At 56.9% G+C, this 18,428-nt stretch carries 16 protein-coding genes; 6 read left to right on the top strand and 10 right to left on the bottom strand.

Features of this window, described 5'->3' with window-relative positions:
* Nucleotides 1-10: 10 nt before the first annotated feature.
* From AC58P5_RS17000 to AC58P5_RS16975, 6 genes are all read right to left on the bottom strand, one after another.
* The gene (locus AC58P5_RS17000; RefSeq protein WP_497388484.1) at nt 11-820 is read right to left on the bottom strand and encodes an Fpg/Nei family DNA glycosylase; all 810 of its coding nucleotides are present in this window, start codon (nt 818-820) and stop codon (nt 11-13) included.
* 124 nt (nt 821-944) lie between these two features.
* Entirely contained in the window at nt 945-1,376 is a 432-nt protein-coding gene (locus AC58P5_RS16995) for a hypothetical protein (protein WP_497388482.1), read from the bottom strand.
* Between the two features lie 240 nt (nt 1,377-1,616).
* Nucleotides 1,617-3,164, bottom strand: coding sequence for a ribonuclease H-like domain-containing protein (locus AC58P5_RS16990; RefSeq protein WP_497388480.1), 1,548 nt, complete (start codon nt 3,162-3,164; stop codon nt 1,617-1,619).
* Nucleotides 3,161-3,331, bottom strand: coding sequence for a hypothetical protein (locus tag AC58P5_RS16985; RefSeq protein WP_497388478.1), 171 nt, complete (start codon nt 3,329-3,331; stop codon nt 3,161-3,163). The genes AC58P5_RS16990 and AC58P5_RS16985 overlap by 4 nt, the downstream gene beginning before the upstream one ends.
* A 51-nt stretch (nt 3,332-3,382) precedes the next feature.
* Complete coding sequence (locus tag AC58P5_RS16980; RefSeq protein ID WP_497388476.1) at nt 3,383-3,856, bottom strand: GNAT family N-acetyltransferase; 474 nt, start codon at nt 3,854-3,856, stop codon at nt 3,383-3,385.
* Nucleotides 3,857-3,903: 47 nt separating this feature from the next.
* Nucleotides 3,904-6,150 carry a DEAD/DEAH box helicase gene (locus tag AC58P5_RS16975; RefSeq protein WP_497388474.1) on the bottom strand — a complete coding sequence of 749 codons (2,247 nt, stop codon included), beginning with the start codon at nt 6,148-6,150 and terminating at the stop codon, nt 3,904-3,906.
* 371 nt (nt 6,151-6,521) lie between these two features.
* Here AC58P5_RS16975 and AC58P5_RS16970 point away from each other — a divergent pair, with 371 nt between their 5' ends.
* Nucleotides 6,522-7,007 carry a hypothetical protein gene (locus AC58P5_RS16970; protein WP_497388472.1) on the top strand — a complete coding sequence of 162 codons (486 nt, stop codon included), beginning with the start codon at nt 6,522-6,524 and terminating at the stop codon, nt 7,005-7,007.
* Nucleotides 7,008-7,210: 203 nt separating this feature from the next.
* Here AC58P5_RS16970 and AC58P5_RS16965 read toward each other — a convergent pair whose 3' ends face one another.
* Nucleotides 7,211-7,468 (bottom strand): hypothetical protein, encoded by a 258-nt coding sequence (locus AC58P5_RS16965; protein ID WP_497388470.1) that lies wholly within the window; start codon nt 7,466-7,468, stop codon nt 7,211-7,213.
* 113 nt (nt 7,469-7,581) lie between these two features.
* Between AC58P5_RS16965 and AC58P5_RS16960 the strand changes: the two genes are divergently transcribed.
* A complete protein-coding gene (locus tag AC58P5_RS16960; RefSeq protein ID WP_497388468.1) occupies nt 7,582-8,184 on the top strand; it encodes a nitroreductase family protein in 603 nt (200 codons plus the stop codon).
* Nucleotides 8,185-8,227: 43 nt separating this feature from the next.
* Here AC58P5_RS16960 and AC58P5_RS16955 read toward each other — a convergent pair whose 3' ends face one another.
* Nucleotides 8,228-9,202 carry a metal-dependent hydrolase gene (locus AC58P5_RS16955; protein ID WP_497388466.1) on the bottom strand — a complete coding sequence of 325 codons (975 nt, stop codon included), beginning with the start codon at nt 9,200-9,202 and terminating at the stop codon, nt 8,228-8,230.
* A gap of 442 nt (nt 9,203-9,644) precedes the next feature.
* On the opposite strand from AC58P5_RS16955, the gene tlp reads away from it, so the two are divergent.
* Nucleotides 9,645-9,872: a small acid-soluble spore protein Tlp gene (gene tlp / locus AC58P5_RS16950; RefSeq protein WP_497388464.1), complete on the top strand. Its 228-nt coding sequence runs from the start codon at nt 9,645-9,647 to the stop codon at nt 9,870-9,872.
* Nucleotides 9,873-10,334: 462 nt separating this feature from the next.
* Here tlp and rnz read toward each other — a convergent pair whose 3' ends face one another.
* Nucleotides 10,335-11,270 (bottom strand): ribonuclease Z, encoded by a 936-nt coding sequence (gene rnz, locus AC58P5_RS16945; protein WP_497388462.1) that lies wholly within the window; start codon nt 11,268-11,270, stop codon nt 10,335-10,337.
* Nucleotides 11,271-11,586: 316 nt separating this feature from the next.
* On the bottom strand, nt 11,587-15,030 hold the full coding sequence (gene metH, locus AC58P5_RS16940) for a methionine synthase (protein WP_497388460.1): 3,444 nt from the start codon (nt 15,028-15,030) through the stop codon (nt 11,587-11,589).
* Between the two features lie 253 nt (nt 15,031-15,283).
* Between metH and AC58P5_RS16935 the strand changes: the two genes are divergently transcribed.
* The 3 genes from AC58P5_RS16935 to AC58P5_RS16925 all read left to right on the top strand — a co-directional run bounded on the left by AC58P5_RS16935 (nt 15,284) and on the right by AC58P5_RS16925 (nt 18,416).
* A complete protein-coding gene (locus AC58P5_RS16935; protein WP_497388458.1) occupies nt 15,284-15,706 on the top strand; it encodes a c-type cytochrome in 423 nt (140 codons plus the stop codon).
* 183 nt (nt 15,707-15,889) lie between these two features.
* Entirely contained in the window at nt 15,890-16,675 is a 786-nt protein-coding gene (locus tag AC58P5_RS16930; RefSeq protein ID WP_497388456.1) for a gluconate 2-dehydrogenase subunit 3 family protein, read from the top strand.
* A gap of 19 nt (nt 16,676-16,694) precedes the next feature.
* Nucleotides 16,695-18,416 carry a GMC family oxidoreductase gene (locus tag AC58P5_RS16925; RefSeq protein ID WP_497388454.1) on the top strand — a complete coding sequence of 574 codons (1,722 nt, stop codon included), beginning with the start codon at nt 16,695-16,697 and terminating at the stop codon, nt 18,414-18,416.
* Nucleotides 18,417-18,428 lie beyond the last annotated feature (12 nt).

The following is an 18,428-nucleotide window of genomic DNA, read 5'->3' as shown; positions in this document are numbered from 1 at the left end:
CCTCGGCTCTTCATGTCTGGCAGCTGCTGCAAAAGAAACATTTACGCGAAGATAACGTCTGGAACACTACCGGGTTCCCGCATCTTACACACGGTTCGCCGCCCCGGTCGTAGACACGGCACAGCTCGTTGAAACCGCCCGTCCGCTCATCCCCTTCATAGAGGGGCATTTCCATGTACCCGCCCGCTCTGAGCGCTTCGGTGAGCACGCTGTGCATGGACGTGTACAAACGGCCCGTCTCGTGTTCCTCCAGAGCAGACGGACGTCTTGAAGGCAGCAGACCGGCGGCAAAGCAAATTTCGTCGGAATAGCAGTTGCCGACTCCGGCCAGCCAGTGCTGATCGGTCAGGCACGTTTTCAGGTTGCCCTTGCCGGTTTTCAGCATGCCTGCAAACCGGATAGCCGTCAGCTCCGCGTCAAACGGTTCCGGCCCCAGGGAGTCCAGCTCCGCCTCCAGGCCCTGCTTGCTGTACAGGTGCAGATAGCCTAGCCTCAGCCCGATAAAATAAAGCGCAGTTTCCCCGAAGAAAAGCTCGATCTGCGTGGTGCGGTCCGGCTTGTCCGCTTCCGTGCCGAGAACCATCATTCCGCCCAGCATAAGATGCAGGAGGAGATAACGTTCACCGCTCAGCACGAAAATGAGCTGCTTGGCCCTCCGATCCACCCGCTCCACGACCTCTCCCAGAACGGCCCCGCGAAACTCTCCTTCCGGCACGTTCAACGATTTCGGTCTATTTACGGTAATACCGCTGATCGTACGGTTTTGAATCCTTTTGTTCAATTCCTGTCGATAATGCTCCATTTCCGGCCATTCGGGCATAAGGCCACATCCTTTCTCCGGCTTCTTACTGGTATGTCCGTGCTCTCCCCCCTTTAAACGTCAGGTTCTCTTCAGCCCGCCCGCAAAAAACAGCGCGGACCGTGCAGACGGTCCACGCTAGGCTTTACTCTTCATTTTCGGTGATCAGAATGACCGACGCATTGGAAACGGCAACAGTAATAATGTGACGTCCCGAAGTCGAACGTACCCCGTAAGTGACCTCGGCGGTATTCACAAGACGGCGGTCGCGCCCGCCGGTGCCTGCCCTCGGCCTACCCGTACCCGCATTTTTAAAGACATCCAGAACGCGGATAACTGTCACACTCGCGGCCGCCTCAAGCGTCCCGCACGTTTCGCTTACGGCCGTGACCCGGTTCACGAGCAGCGTGCCGGCAGGCGTATCGGGCGGGATGCGGAAAGGCTGGGACAAGAGAACGCCGCCTCCGTAAGGAAGAGTGCCGGGCCCGATCCTTATACCTAACTGAAGGTCGTCAAGCACACCCGTAAGGAGCGTATTGCCGATATTCAGCACCCCGGCTGCGGTATTCGTTAACACCGTTCCGGGCGCAAGACCCTCCGGCAGAGGGCTTGGCAGACATGCTCCGTTTTTATCCGGTAAGAAAAAGGAAAACGCCATGCCACAAATGGGCATGACGTTTCAATAAATCGGACTGCGAGATGCGGGTAACCACCGTCAGGCGATGCCGCACCGCGTGTTCTTGGAGCCTCACGATATGGTGGGTCTTCCATCGTGATTTATGCCTGTCCGGCAGCAGACGGGACGTTCCCGGACGCTTCAGCCGGAGCTCCCGGACACATCGAACAAGCTGTCGGCCGCATAAGCGGGCCGGGACTTGCCGGAAGGCTTGGCGGACTTGACTTGTCCGGCGGACTTAGCCGGCTCGGCCGACTTCGCGGATGCCCGGCTCCTCGGGGCCGGCTTGCCGCAATCCCGAAGCTTGCGCTGCAGGCGTTCGATCCGGTGCGAGATCCGCCGCTCTTCGTCGGCCGACTTCTCGCTGCGCCGCAGGAGCCTGCGTCTTTGGCGGAGGATATCCATCGCTTCGCGCGACAGCTCCAGCGCGAGCGCGTAATCTTTGCACCCGTGCTCGTAGTGCATCGCAAGCTCGATATAGGCTTCCACATGCGCCGCAGCCGCAGGTCCCGCCTGCCGGATCTGCCGGGTCCACAATTCGACGGCTTTATCCCGGGCGCCCGCTTTTTTATAGTGGGCCGCATAACGGAGAAAGAGGTCTCCCCCGGCATGACGCCCCTCTTCCGCCTGCTCCAGGAGCCTGGAAAAGCCCAGTTCCAGAATCTTCTCGGCGGAAGGGAGCCGGTTCATTTTCAGCAGCCACTGGCCCAGCCGGAACAGATCTCCGGGCGATTTTTGATCCAGAGGCTCTCCATCGGCCAAATATCGGGAAATCAGGGCGGATAACGCCGCCAGGGACACGATATCCCGCTCGTTATGCACGAAGACGCCCCGCAGCACGTCTGTTTTCCCTTCCGCCAGATAAAGGACATACAACTCGGGAGCGAACGCACCGGAAACGTCGTCTTCCCGCACATAACCGAGCTGCGCTTCTTCTACCTTCCCCAGCCGTACGGACGGCATGGAATGCTTCCACAAGCTGCGGGATGGATGCAGCAGGTCCAGGTGCAGCAAGCGGTCGATGTCCGGCCGCATCCGGTTCAGAATAAACCGGTTCTGCAAAATCGGCCAGTCGAAAGTCCTTCCGTTGTACGAGACGATATGGGTGAACCGTTCTAATTTTTCTTCCAGATAAGCCAGCATCGCACGCTCTTCGGCCGGATGCCGGATGAAAAGCTGCTCGACGAAAAACCGGCCGGCATCATAGTAGCCGATGCCCACGAGAAAAGCGACATTGCCCGCACCGACTCCGAGCCCAGTCGTCTCCGTGTCGAAGAACAGGAGGCCTTCGGCATGGACCGGTTCCGCTTCGGGGTGGAAAGCCCCGAACTCCCCGACATGCTCATGGAGCGCATCGAGCCGGAACCGGCCGTGACGGGCATCGTGCGGGTAAGTGCACACGCGCCGTACGAAGGACCCTGCCGGGAACTCGTACAGTTCCGCGCCCAGCTTCGCCCACTCTACGGCTTCCGGATTTGCCTGGGCCGCTGCGGGTGAGGCCGGGCCAGCGGGGTTAACGGGGCTTCCCGGCGCCCCGTTGGCGCTTGCAGAAGCGGGTCCGGCGTTCCCGGCCGATTCGCCTGCAGGCGCTGTACCTGCGTCTGTCGGCCCGCTTGCAGGGTCCACGGCCGGATCCGCTCCTTTACCCGGCTTCAGATGCCGGGTAAGACGTTCCCGCAGCCCGCTCATCGGGCTGCTCCCGTCAGGACGGCCCCGCCCCGGCCGTCACCGCTCAAAGAACCGACCGCAATGGACCTGACGAGTCCGTCTATCTCGTGTACTCCCCGGATTTCATCCGGCGCTCCGGCAGCTACATCGTTATAATATTCAACACTTTTATTACGGTACCGATACATGATGGGCATCCATCCTTACCTGGGCATTTTCGGGTAACCCTTGTTTAACGTTCATTCACTGATAACCTTGGACATACGAATATTTGTAGCTTTAAAACCGGCAGATTTATAAAGGTTCAGGGCGATTTCATTGTCTCCGAAGACATGCAGGGAAATTTTCGCAGGATGTCCCTTTTCTTTTATGAAGGCCTCCAGAGCCTGAAGCGTTTTCTTGCCGAACCCGTTCCCACGAAAATTTTCATCCATGCGAATCCCGTAAATAAATACTTCTTGCTGTTCCTTGCGTATTTTGATCCAGAGCGTGCCAACGATTTGACGGCTTTCCTCGTCGGTTATGTTGAAAATATAGCTGTCCGCCGTGTTTAATCCTTCCGGCAGCAGCTCTCTAAATTCACGCGCGGAATCTTCCAGCCCTTTTTCGGCCTCCACATTACCGGCTTTGGTTTTACTTTCGGCATATTCCTTTACGGAAAGTTCCAGCCAGCTATTAAACTGTTCGGGCAGCATAGATTCTAACACGACCATACGGACATCTCCTTTTATATGAAAAGTTAGCCGCAAAGGCTCCCGGATTACAGCTGATCCAGCAGCTTAAGACTAGTCCGCTTCGCATGGACCCCTTCAATCTCCGACCCGATGCATGACGGGCAGCCGTCTTCACACGCGCATTTGCGGATGAGATTCTTAGCGGCCTGTTTAACTTCCTCGAAGCGGGTATAGACTTCCTCGGCCAGACCGATTCCACCGGGGTAATGATCGTAGATGAAAATCGTCGGCAGGCCCGTATGGGCCGCTTTGATCTGGGAAACGACGTGCAGATCGCTGCGGTCGCACATCACCAGAACGGGCGCGATATGCCGCATGACGTTTGAAATTCCCAACAGAAGCTGCTCCAGCGTTTTAACACCGAGCTCCGGATCGACCTCCGCAAGCTCCACCCAGGCCGCGCTGGTATGCAGCTCTTCTTCGGGGAGATGAATGGGGCCGGACCCGATATTTTCAAATGTGGTCAGTTTGATTTTTTTGAAAATGGTCGGCATCGCGTTCACGGTCACATCGCCGTAGTGCAAAGCCGTCTTCTCCCGGCTGCGGGTCTTGTCAATCTCCAGCACTTTCAGCTGGATGGCCAAGTTCGCATCCGTGTAATACTCGACGTCCACTTCGCGGACGTATGCTTTTTTGTGCTCCCAGTCCAGCTTTTCCACTTGATATTGGACACCTTCGTGCAGATAAATCGCTTGGTCGTGCAGAAGCGTCATAGCGCTGAACCGGTCCATCTCCCCGATGATCCGGACGTTTGCCACATCGGACTGGTCGATAATGACGACGTTCTCCTGGGACGCCGACCGCAGGCTTATATTGCTGGCGGGAAAAGACTGGTCCGCCCAATAGAACGTATCCGCATTGCGGTGCAGCACGCGCTCTTCCACGAGAAATTCCATAATCTCGGTGACCGCCAAAGGCCCGTACTCCTCGGTATCCTTGAAGGGAAGCTCGTAGGCGGCGCATTTCAGATGATCCACGAGAATGATCAGATTCTCCGGGTTGATTCTGGCGGCTTCCGGCGTCCTGTCGAAAAAGTACTCCGGGTTCTGGACCACGTATTGATCGATAGGCGTGGAGCTGGCCACCATGATAATGAGCGCTTCTCCGTGCCGCCGCCCGGCCCGGCCCGCCTGCTGCCAGGTGCTCGCGATGCTTCCGGGATAGCCCGTCATTACACACACCTGGAGCTGTCCGATATCGACGCCGAGTTCCAGCGCATTCGTGCTGACCACACCGAGAATTTCGCCGTCCCGGAGTCCTCTTTCGATTTCCCTCCGCTGTTTCGGCAGATACCCGCCCCGGTATCCCCGGATGGATTTCGTGCCGATTTCGTTTTTGACGAGTTCCTGGATATGACTCAGAATGATTTCGACCCGCACGCGGCTTCTCGCGAAAATAATGGTCTGGATTTTATTTTTCAGAAATTGCTTGGCCAGGTTGTTGACTTCGGCGGTCGCGCTTCTGCGGATATTAAGGGGCTTGTTCACGACGGGCGGGTTGTAAAACACGAAATGCTTCCGCCCTCTGGGCGCGCCGTTGTCGTCGATCAGCCTCATCGGAGAGCCGGTCAGCTGCTCCGCCAGCTCCTTCGGGTTGGCAATCGTGGCAGAAGTGCAGATAAACACCGGATCGCTGCCGTAAAACTTGCAGATCCTTTTCAGCCGCCGGATAACGTTCGCGACATGACTGCCGAATACGCCCCGGTACGTATGAAGCTCGTCAATGACGATATATTTCAAATTCTCGAAAAGGCTGACCCATTTGGTATGATGCGGCAAAATGGCGGAATGAAGCATATCCGGATTCGTAATGACGATATGCCCCGCTTTCCGGACGACCTGCCGGATGGCCGGCGAAGTATCCCCGTCGTACGTGTAGCTTTTGATATCGATGCCCATTTCGCCGATGATTTCGTTCAACTCGCTCTTCTGGTCCTGCGCCAGAGCTTTCGTCGGAAACAGATACAGCGCCCGGCTCGTATCGTCATCCGCAATGGCCTGCAGAACGGGCAGATTGTAGCAGAGCGTTTTGCCGGATGCCGTCGGCGTCACCGCCACGATGTTCCGTCCGGTATGCACCGTCTCATAAGCGGTGTGCTGATGAGTATACAGCTCTGTAATCCCCCGCTTCGCCAAAGCAGACTTGATCCGGGCATCCACGCTCCCGGGAATGGCTTTTGTTTTCGCTTCCTGGGGTTCGATCTCGTGCCAGTTCACTATATTTTCATCGGTCCGGAGTTCCTGAATTAAATCGGCAAGCTGTTTCTTCCTCATGTTTCGCGTCCCTTCTTAACCTCAACTGCTTAGAACGACTGTTCTCATTTATTATACGCTTCCCGGGCAAAAGAAAAAAAGCCCCAGTTTTATACGGGGCTTTCGTTAAGGCAAACACCGGCGCCGGGGGCGAAGGCTAGATCGTCTCTGTCCATCGTCTTTGCCCATCGCCTCGTCAAGCAGTTTCGCCCCCTGCATCACAATCGGGATTCCCCCGCCGGGACGCACCTAGGCTCCGACCGAGTACAAGCCGCGGATCGGATAAGGCTTGGCCCCCCCTTTCTTTCCCAGGTCTGGGGCTATATCGCGCTGTGCTCCCGGTATATCGGAATTACAAGACGGAGCTACTCTTGGAAAGGCAGGGTTTACAGATGAACCGCACACCTGAAGGTGTCATAATCGGGGGCGGAATCGGGGGCCTTGTCGCGACTTACGTCGGCTCCTCCCCTTACCGGACTCCGGCGACGTTGTCGATGATCGCTTACCTGGAGCTGTTAAAAGGAGGGTATGACGTTCAGGGCGGAGACTACAAGCTGATCGAAGCGCTGGAAAGGCCGGCACGCAAAAAAGGAGTGGACATCAGGACGTCCATTCCGGTCGGGCATATCTCTGTACGGGGCGGAAAAGTGCAGGGCGTGGAGACTCCCGGCGGCTTCGTTCCGGCTCAATTTGTCGTATCCAATAACGATTATTACGCCGTGCAAATAAACCTGGTACCGGTTGAGTTCCGCAGCATCCCGGTAAGCGTCTTCCGGAAGCGTCTGATCGGCCTCTTGAAGACAACGGACCCTGTAAGGATTGCCCGCAAACACGGAAGTCGAACGCGTCTTCCATCCGGGAGGGCATTGCCGAATTGAGCGGCTCCATGTACGGAGCCCTTATACGGGCGGGCGTCGCACGGGGTGAAGCCGACCTTCTTCCGGCCATCCATCGGGGATCGCCGGATTCAAGGCCTTTATTAGGCGGGCGGAACCACACATCCCGGAGGAGGGACGCCGATGGTCGCGCTCAGCGGTATACTGGCAGAAGCCGTACCCCGCATCTATCCGGTCCGTGACGCCTACAAGAGATCGGACGAATCGTCATAATCATAGCGGATGCCATCATGAACGGCGGTTGTGACGGCGCTATGTTCCTGCAGGGCCTGCAAGGAGCTAAGCTGGAGCTTATGAAGCACCTCGCGGTATTCCTCTGCTTTCGTCTCCTTCGTCTCGCTGCGGATGGCAAGCTGAAGGGCTCTTTCAATCACAATGATATCCTGGCTTGTAAAGTTCATGTTCAGCACCCCCATTTTGTTAAAAAGAAGCTGTACTAGCATGCCCTGTTTTTCCCTGCGTCATACGCCGGTTTGTTTAGGATTCGCCGTTTGCGTCCAAATAAAGAGGTGTTCCCTTTTTGATTTCGTCACCGAACCCGACAGGAGGAATGGTCATGCCGGAACATCGTTTCGACGTACAAAATGAGCGTCATGCCGCCTATGACATCAATCCGATCTTTCTTAACCGCTGGTCATCGCGTGCTTTTCTCGAAAAAGAGATCTCAGGCGAAATTCTGATGAGCCTGTTCGAAGCGGCCCGCTGGGCCCCGTCCGCCAGCAATCTTCAGCCATGGCGTTACATTGTCGCGCGTACGGAAGAAGAGAAGCAGGTGTTCGCCGAATTTATTTCGGCTTCCAACAAATCCTGGTGCCTGAAGGCGCCCGTGCTGGCTCTCCTGCTTTCCCATACGCCTTCCCCGACCGGAGGGGTGAACGGTTCTCATGCGTTTGACGCGGGAGCCTCCTGGAGTTATCTGGCTCTGGAAGCGGTCCGTCAAGGCCTGATTTCCCATGCCATGGCCGGTTTTGACCGGGAAAGTGCCCGTCGGCTGCTCGGTGTGCCGGGCGATTACGATATCCATGCCGTCATCGCCATCGGGTATCACGGAAACACGGAGTCTCTCTCCGAGCAGCACCTGCAGCGCGAGCAGCCGTCGGGACGGCGTGATCTTAACGAGTTTTTATTTGCGGGAAAATTCGGGAACTCTTTCGAATAAATTTAATCTTCATACCGGTCATCAAAGTCCGGGGTCCTCTCTTTTATACATAGGGAGGCTCCCAGGCTTTTTTCGTCCATCCCAGATGTTCGGACAGCACCTTCATTTCTTTATCCAGCGTGACATCAATACCGAACGGCAGCTTGTGCTCATGCCAGAATCTCACTTCGCGCCATTTCACCACATAACCATCCCCATGCGAATCCCAACTTACATGACTGCTCTGCGCAAAACCCAGAAATGCCCGGACGCCTTCGGCAGCCATCGCCGCCTCGACGACCGGATGCGGCCGGTCCTTGGTGTAGGTATCTTTCAAAACAATCTGCGCCCCCCGTACCGTTCCGCTGTGAAAGCTGTCTTCCGTTTCCGCCGCAAACTGCCAGCTTCTCCAGGTCAAACCCGGAACCAGCAGCAGCGGGTCGGCTGTTCCGAACCGGTCTTTCACATACCCGGTCAACCGGCGGAAAAGAATTCGTTTATGGAGCCATCTCGCGATTACGTAAACGAAACTGACCGCATATACAGCGGCCATCCATATCCCCGGGTTTACGTCTCCCGCCGCCCACAGCAGCGCCCCGCCTCCGTGCAGCGCCAAAAGAAACGGATCGGTGAGAGGCAGGATATCGAGATGAAGCCAGCGGGAGGAAAACGGCCTTAAACACTGCACGCCGTATGCGTTCAGCAAATCCAGTCCCACGTGGAGTATAACGGCCGCGGCCGCCCAGCCGAAGAGGAGAGCGTAATGGTCCCACATGGCGAAAACCGCTGCGGCCAGGGCGCTCAGCAAAGCGGGCCAGACCAGCAGGGCAGGCAGCGAATGCGTGATTCCCCGGTGGTGCCTGAGATAGACGGCATACCCTTTCAGGCGCGCGACCGTATCCAGATCCGGCGCATGCGAGCCCGCTACGGTTGCGGCCAAAACCGCCTGCAGAAGAAGCGGATTGTGTGCGACCTCCGGCTGCAGTGTGGCCAATCCCGCTAACGTGACTCCGAAAAGCAGATGACTACCCGTATCCATGCTTTTTCCCTCCCTGGACTGCTTTTCATACGGGGCATCTTGCTGCGGGGCTAGTTGGCTGCGGTGCTATCGGTCGTGGTTACAGCGGCCGGCTCAGGCTGCAAGCCTATTTTAACCGCCGATTTACGGCGTGGTCTTATGGTCGGCCTGATATCGTGTCCGCTCTCCGCACGGCACCGATATTACGCCGCGGCTGTAACTCCGGGCAAGTACATCCCCGTTATTCCAGGACATCCGTTTCCCGCCGCGGGCAACCGCCTGCGCGGTTTGGCGCCTTGTGACGATGGTTCGCCGTTCATTCCGCGCCCGCCTCCGTTAACGCCCGATCCCCTGGGATCAGCCTAGCAAGCCTGCATCATTGGAGCGTTAGCAGAAGATGAAGATTTTATGAATACGCCGTGCCTCATAAGTAAATCGTAGGAGATGGAAAGGAGGGATACCGATGGCCAAAAAAGATAACCGCGGGGATAATGCCGTTCATCTAAAAAACAGCATCCGGAACACGGAAGCCCGCCTTCATGAATCTCAGGAATACCTGGACGAGCATGCGGACGAGATTTCCGCAACGGAACAAGCGACGCTCGAAGCCAAGAACGAACGCCGCCGTCAAAGCGTCGACAGCTTCAAAAGCGAGCTGCAGGACGAAGCCAAATTCGATACGACCGAATGATTCCGGTTTTCACCGGTGGAGCGGAAGTAAACAGCGGATCTTGAGAGGCTGTGCATAGAAAAGCGTCCCGGCTGGATACATGTATCCAGCCGGGACGCTTTTCTATGCGTTTGTGCCTTGTCGGCCTTTTTTCCTTAACGCTTTCCGCCTTGCCGCTGCCGGATGCTTCCGTGTCCGCCGGCTGCCGGCAGTCAGGGTGCATAGTCACCGCGGGTCCGAAGACGAAGCCGATGTAACGGCAACCGTGCTCGGTGTGCCGCCCGACTGGATTCATCCCCGGAGTATGCGAGGCTGCATGAGACTTATCCCCAGCCGCTCTGACCCTTCGGCCTATTACAACGGCGAATTTCAGCCGTTGCTGCCGTGGAGCCGCGGCCGCCGGAGCCTTCGCCGTCAGCACGTACTGCCCCAGTGAACCCGCCGCCGTAAACGACCAAGGCCGCCCGGCCCGAGCAGTCCGGCTCAGCTCTGCTTGCGCGGGACAGCGTGGCTGTAGAAGTCTTCGGCCAGCCACGAATCCGGGTGGATCGCTCTCGCTTCCTCGAGAAGACGCTCGGCACCCTCTCCTTGATAGCGCGAGGAGATGTGCGTCATGACCAGCGTGCCCACGCCGCCTTCCGCGGCTGTACGCGCCGCCTGTTCCGTCGTCGAATGGTCGTACGCCCCGGCAAGATCTTCCCGCTCGGCTCCGAACGTCGCCTCGTGAACGAGCACGTCGGCGCCTTCGGCCAGCAGCGCCGAATTTCCGCACGGCTTCGTGTCGCCGAGAATCGTTACCGTCCGGCCCTTGATCGACGGGCCGACGAAATCGCTTCCGCGCAGCTCGCGGCCGTCCTCCAGCTTAACCGTCTGGCCCTGCTTCAGACGTCCGTAAAGCGGCCCGGCCGTAATGCCCAGCTCATGCAGCTTCTCCTGCTGGAGCTTGCCCGGAAGGTCTTTCTCGACGATGCGGTAGCCGAAGCATTCGATCCGGTGCTCCAGCGGCGCGGCTTCGACCCGGAACGTCTCGTCCTCGAAGACGACTCCGCCTTCGGACGGGATTTCCCGGATAGCCAGCTCATAGTCGAGATGAACCTGGCTCAGCTGCAGGGACATGTCCACATAAGCTTTAATGCCCTTGGGTCCGTAAATCGTGAAGGGCGTATCCCCGCCCTGGTAAGAACGGCTGCTCAGAAGTCCCGGCAGGCCGAATATATGATCGCCGTGAAGATGCGTTACGAACAGCTTCTCTGACTTGCTAAGCTTGACCGGCGATCTCAAGATCTGATGCTGCGTTCCTTCCCCGCAGTCAAAAAACCAGATGCTCCCCCGCTCCGGCAGCAAATTCAGCACAATGGATGTCACATTACGGTGCCTGGCAGGCATGCCTGCTCCCGTTCCGAGAAAATACAATTCCACGACCCTGTTCCTCGTTTCTGCAGATGTCAGTTCCCCTGCTTTTTAACATGCTATAAAAATTCGTTCCGGAAGTCAAACGGCTCTGTACCCTGCGGGAGTGTTCCTTTTAAGTCTCCGCAAGTTTCTTTCCGGCAGAAGTAATTCCGTCCGGGACTGACTTCCCGATCTCCTTCGCGCTGCTTCCTCCTCCGCCTCCGGAAGAGGGCAAAAAAGACGGCTCTTCTCGGAAGAACCGTCCTGCTTTTCGCAGCCTGGCGGCCAAATCTGTATTCAGCCGTCTATTTATTCATAATCATTTTGCGGGCGAAACGAAACGTTAAACTTTGTCGACGTTGAAATAGCGCGCCTGAGGATGGGCGAACACGATAGCCGATACGGACGCTTCCGGCTCCATCATGCAGCCTTCGGTCAGCTCGATACCGATATCCTCCGGCTTCATCAGCTCGAACAGCGGCTCCTGATCCTCGAGGTTCGGACAAGCCGGATAACCGAACGAGAACCGCTGGCCGGTGTACTTCGCCCCGAAACGCTCCTGCATCGTCATTTCCGCAAAATCCGGAATGCCCCATACGTCGCGCATAATATGATGCACGCGCTCCGCGAAAGCTTCCGCCACTTCCAGTGCGGTCGACTGAAGCGCATGGGAGCGCAGATAATCGCCCTGTTCGCGCCATTCGCGCGCCAGCTCGCTAACGCCCTGCCCCGCCGTCACGACGAGGAAGCCGATGTAATCCATGACGCCGCTGTCTACCGGCTTCAGATAATCGGCCAGACACAGGTACGGCTCCGTTCCCTGGCGCGGGAAGGTAAAGCGTTTGAGCACCTTCGACGGGTCTTCCGGATCGTACACGACGACATCGTTTCCATCCCCTTGGGCCGGGAAGAACCGGTACATCCCCTGAGTCCGGATGATGCCGTTCTTCTGCGCTTCGTACAGGATGGTATCCACGGTGTCCTTCAGCTGCATGGCTTTCGGGTCTTGCTCGGCAATGAGCTTGTCGACCTTGCCTTTCAGGCCCAGGTGATGCCCGAGCAGCATCTGCATGTTCACGTACGGCATGAGATGGCCGATCGGGTAATCCCGCAGGACGTGGCGGTCCAGATCCGGCGGCACCGCCACCGGCAGGGTGCGGTCGACTGTGGACGAGAATACGCGCGTAAGGACCGGCATTTCCGTCCCTTCCTTGCGGCCGGCTTCCATCACATCGGAATCTTTCGCTTCCCGAAGCTCCTGGATAAGGCGCTCCCGCTGAACGGGATCGCTCAGCTTGTTCGCGATGTCCAGACCGTCCATCGCGTCTTTCGCGTACAGCACGAGGCCGTCATACTCCGGCGAGATGCGCGTCTTGGTGAATTTCCGCGTCAGGGCGGCGCCGCCCACCATGATCGGAACGTCGATTCCGGCGTTGCGCAAATCCTGCGCCGTGATGATCATCTGCTGCGCGGACTTCACGAGCAGACCCGACAGCCCGATCGCATCCGGCTTTTCTTTGCGGAAGGCCTCGATCAGCTGTTCCGGCGGAACCTTGATGCCGAGGTTCACGATCTGGTAGCCGTTGTTGGATAAAATAATCTCCACGAGGTTTTTGCCGATATCGTGGACGTCGCCTTTTACGGTGGCCAGAATAATTTTTCCTTTCACCGCAGATTCGTTCTTCTCCATGAACTGCTCCAGGTAAGCTACGGATGCCTTCATAACTTCGGCGCTTTGCAGCACTTCCGCTACGATCAGCTCGTTGTTGTTAAACAGGCGGCCGACCTCCGCCATCCCTTGCATCAAAGGACCGTTGATCACTTCCAGCGGCGAATATTTTTGAAGCGCCTGCTCCAGATCGGGAATAAGCCCTTCCTTCGTTCCCTCGACCACGTATGAAGCCAGCCGCTCTTCGAGCGTAAGGGTTGATATCTTTTCCTTCTTCTCAACCTTCTTTACCCGGAAATGAGCCACAAATTCGGCCAGAGTCTCGTCGTTCGTCTCGTAAATAAGCCGCTCGGCAAGCGTTCTTTCCTCTTCGGGGATGGATGCGTAGCGCTCCAGCTTCTCCGTGTTCACGATGGCGTAATCAAGACCCGCTTTCGTGCAGTGGTACAAATAAACGGCGTTCAGCACCTCGCGTCCGGCTTCGGGAAGACCGAACGAAACGTTGCTCAGACCGAGAATCGTTTTGGTTAAGGGCATCGCTTCTTTAATAAGACGGATGCCTTCGATCGTTTCCTTGGCGGAACCGATGTACTGCTGGTCCCCCGTACCGACCGGGAATACGAGCGGGTCGAAAATGATATCTTCGGCATTCATCCCGTACTTGTGGACGAGCAGATCGTGCGAACGCTGGGCGACTTCCAGCTTATCTTCGCGCGTAATCGCCTGGCCGCGCTCGTCGATCGTACCGACTACCGCCGCGGCTCCGTAACGGTGTATAAGCGGAAGAACCTTCTCGAATTTCTCTTCGCCGTCCTCCAGGTTAATGGAATTGATAATCGCTTTGCCCTGCGAATGCTTCAACCCCAGCTCAATGACACGCGTGTCCGTCGAGTCGATCATGAGCGGAACCTTAATCTTTTTGACGACCAGCTCCAGGAAGTTGATCATGTCTTCCGTTTCGTCACGGTCCGGGTCCTGCAGACAGACGTCGATGACGTGAGCGCCGCCCTTAACCTGGGCACGGGCGACCTCGGATGCCTCTTCATACTTGCCTTCGGCGATCAGACGCTTGAACTTGCGGGAACCGAGCACGTTTGTCCGCTCGCCGACCATGTAGGGACGGTTTTCCGGCTCGATGTATACCGTCTCGATGCCGGACACGGCCGACGGGTGCGTACCCAGTTCGGTACGCGGTTTGTAAGCGCTCATCGTATCGGCCAGCGCGCGGATATGAGCGGGAGTCGTGCCGCAGCAGCCGCCCGCGATGTTCAGCCAGCCCTGCTCGGCAAATGCGGCCATTTTCTTGGCCAGGGATTCGGGCGACTCATGGTAATGTCCGTTCTCGTCGGGAAGCCCCGCATTCGGATAACACGAAATATAAGTGCCTGCAAGCCCGGACAAGGTCCGGATATGATCCCGCATGAATTCGGGTCCCGTCGCGCAGTTCAGTCCGATCGAAATCGGATTAAGATGCTCCAGGGAAATATAGAAAGATTCGATATTTTGCCCGGCCAGTGTCGTACCCATCGGTTCGATCGTGCCGGAAATCATGATCGGCAGCTCGATGCCCGTCGTCTTAAAAGCCCGCTGGATCGCGATCCCGCCCGCTTTTACGTTGAGCGTATCCTGGGAAGTCTCCAGCAGAAGGGCATCGACGCCCGATTCGATCAAGGCGACCGTCTGCTCGTAGTAGCTCTCTTCAAGGTCCTCGAACGTAACGCCTCCGGTTACCGAAAGCGTCTTCGTCGTCGGTCCGAGTGCACCCGCAACATAACGCGGCCATTCGGGAGTTGAATATTTCCGGGCGGCTTCTATGGCCAGTTTGGCGGCGGCCAGGTTAATTTCGCGCGCCTTCTCCGGTATATCGTAATCGGCCAGTACGACGCTCGTTGCCCCGAACGTATTCGTTTCAACGATATCCGAGCCGGCTTCGAAATATTTCTCATGGATGCGCTGAATGACATCCGGACGTGTAAGAACGAGCATCTCATTACAACCGTCGAGTTCTTCTCCTCCGAAATCTTCGGCTGACAAATTTTCCTGCTGGATCATCGTGCCCATGGCACCGTCCAGAATGAGAATTTTTTTCTGTAATTGTTCTTTCAAACTAGGTTTCATCGTCCACCCTACCCTTTCCACGAACCTCCTGCTGAGAACGCGCCCTTCAACATAGAAAAGCGCACAAGTTAAGAAATAGTTTAGCAGATACGTGGGGCGAAGAAAAGAAATTTGTCGATTTTCGGCCGCAATCCTCGACTGTTTGTAAAAGCCGTCGCGTCCGCATTTCGCAAACAAGAATATCTCCGGGACATGGACGCCAAACTATAGTCGGGAAACTTTTACTGAATGTAATCGAACGGAGGTGATCTGCATGAACAAACGGATGACAACCTTGATCGGCATCCTACTCGTAACCGCTTCGCTGACGGCCTGCGGTCAAAAGGAAACCGCGCCTACGCCTCAGCCGACGACCCCGGCCGCAACGGCACCGCCCACGGCGTCCCCGACCGCTTCCCCCGGAGCCGCCGCAGGCGGTGGCGCAGCGGAAGGCGAAGGCAGCGGAAGCCAGACGGCTCAGGCCGAATCTCTCTACAAGGCACAGTGTATCGCCTGTCACGGAGTGGATATGGGCGGCGGCGTAGGCCCGAACCTTCAAAAGGCGGGCAGCCGGCTCAGTGAGGCGGACGTCAAGAATATTCTTCTGAACGGAAGAGGCGGAATGCCCGCTTTCAAGGGCAACCTGAGCGATACGGATATTCAGGCGCTGGCCGCATGGCTCGCCGCCAAGAAGTAACGGTTCGCCTACTTGTAGGGCTTCAACGACTCCTCTTAGACAAGTATGCGGAACAAGTTTAGAAAACGGAATCTTCCGAAAGATTCCGTTTTTTCTTTTTCCTTACATACATATCGGCAAAAAGGTGATACTTGGATATAACAATCGTCTCGAAAACTCCACTTCTCTTACAGGAGGAACATCATGTCAGAAAATCAGCAGACCAAGCAGCCCCGGGACGAATCCCGTCGGAAGTTTCTGAAACTGTCCGGAGTAGCGCTCGGCGGAATTGTGGCGGGCGGAGTCGTCGGCGGTATTGTCGGCAATTCCATGGCCAAGAACAAAAAGGCCGCTCCGGGCAGTCCCCAGGGTCAGGGGCAGGCGCAGGCGGGCAACGCCAAGGACTACAACCAGGCTCCGATGTTTTTCAATCAAGAGCAGCTGCGTATAACCGAAGCGGCGGCGGAGCGCATTTTTCCGAAAGACGAACTGGGTCCGGGAGCCAAAGAGCTCGGTGCCGCTTACTATATCGACCATCAGCTTGCCGGCCAGTGGGGGATGAACGCCCGGGATTATATGATGGGGCCTTTTTACAAGGCCGAGGCGACTCAGGGCTATCAGGCGAGCTACAAGCGGCACGAGCTGTTTGTGATGGGCCTTACGGTCATGAACGACCACAGCAGGCAAAAGTACCAGAAAGGTTTTGCGGACCTTGCCGCGGGCGAGCAGGACGAAGTGCTGAAAGCGTTCGAAAGCGGCAAAGACGTGCAGCTTAACGGCGTGCCGAGCCAGACTTTTTTCGAAATGCTGCGCAGCTTGACCATCGAAGGCGCGTATGCGGACCCGCTTTACGGGGGCAACAAAAACATGGCGGGCTGGAAGATGCGCAAGTACCCCGGCGACCAAATGAGCTATACGGCCATCATTGACAAAAAAGAGTTTGCCGCCATGGAGCCGCTCAGCTTGCACGACCACACGAATCATTCCTGACAAGGAGGATCAACGAAGAATGGCAACCAAACTTCCCAAAGTACCTATCCTGATCGTCGGAATGGGCTGGTCCGGCGGTATTCTGGCCGCGGAGTTAACCAAGGCCGGACATAAAGTCGTCGCGCTCGAACGCGGCAAAAGCCGGAAAACCGAAGACTATTACATGGCCCACGACGAGCTCCGCTATTCCCAGCGCTACGAACTGATGCAGGACTTGTCGAAGGAGACGGTGACGTTCCGCAGCAGCGAGAAAGTACGCGCCCTTCCGATGCGTTCCTACGGTTCCTTCCTGATGGGAGACGGTGTCGGCGGGGCCGGCGTGCACTGGAACGGACAAAATTACCGTTTTCTGCCCTACGATTTCGAAATCCGTACCAAAACGATCGAACGCTACGGCAAAAACAAAATTCCTCAGGGCATGATGCTGCAGGACTGGGGCATCACCTACGACCAATTGGAACCGTACTTCGACAAGTACGAGAAAATGGCCGGGATCTCCGGCGAAAAGGAACAAAACGAAATGGTCGGCAAGCGTTCCGCCGCCTTTCCGACCGCTCCGATGAAGAAAACGCCCGCGATGGTTCTTTTCGAGGACGCCGCCAAGAAGCTCGGTTATCACCCGTATGCCATCCCGTCCGCCAACTTGTCGGAAAACTATACGAATCCCGACGGTATTGCCCGTGCGGCCTGCCAATACTGCGCGTTCTGCGACCGGTACGGATGCGAGTACGGGGCGAAAGCCGATCCTGTCGTCACCGTTATTCCCGTTGCCGAGAAGACCGGCAATCTCGAAATCCGCACCAACTCGAACGTCACCAAAATTTTGCACACCGGAGGCAAAGTCACGGGCGTCGTGTATGTCAATACGCCTACCGGCGAAGAATTCGAGCAGCCGGCCGACCTTGTCATCCTGGCGAGTTATGTGTTCAACAACGTCCGCCTTCTGCTGACGTCCAATCTGGGCAAGCCCTACGATCCGAAGAGCGGAACGGGAGTCATCGGCAAGAATTACGCCTATCAAATTACGGGGGGAGGCGCAGCCGGTTTCTATGACGACCAGGAGTTCAACATCTTCGCGGGAGCCGGGGCCCTGGGCAGCTGCTTCGACGATTTTAACGGCGACAACTTCGACCACAGCTCCCTGAATTTTCTGCACGGGGCGAACATCCGCTTTACCCAGGCCGGACTGCGTCCGATCGCCCATAACCCGGCGCCCAATGGCACCCCAAGGTGGGGCAAAGATTTTAAACAGACCACGATCAAATACGCCAACCGGTTCCTGAACGTCAGCACTCAGGGCGCCAATATGCCTTGGCAGCACCACTTTCTGGATCTGGATCCGACCTACAAGGACATTTACGGGCTGCCTCTGCTCCGCCTGACCTACGATTTCGAAGACCAGGACAAAGAAATGGTCAAATACCTCGCCGAGAAAACGACGGCGGTTATGAAAGAAATGAAGCCGACCAAGGTGGAGACGTCCAATACGATCAGCACCTATAACATCGTGCCCTACCAGTCCACCCATAACACGGGAGGCGTCATCATGGGGGCCGACCCGTCAACCTCCGCCGTCAACACCTACCTGCAGATGTGGGATGTCGAAAACCTGTTTGTCGTCGGCGCATCCGCTTTCCCCCACAACAGCGGTTACAATCCGACCGGAACGCTGGGGGCTCTCGCTTACCGAGCTGCAGAGGGAATTTTGACTTATTTGAAAAAAAGCGGCCCGCTGGTCTGAACCGCCAGGGCT

Source organism: Paenibacillus sp. JT31N7 (assembly GCF_059692095.1).
Note: the sequence above shows the minus strand (reverse complement) of the source record. Positions and strands in the feature narration are given on the sequence as shown.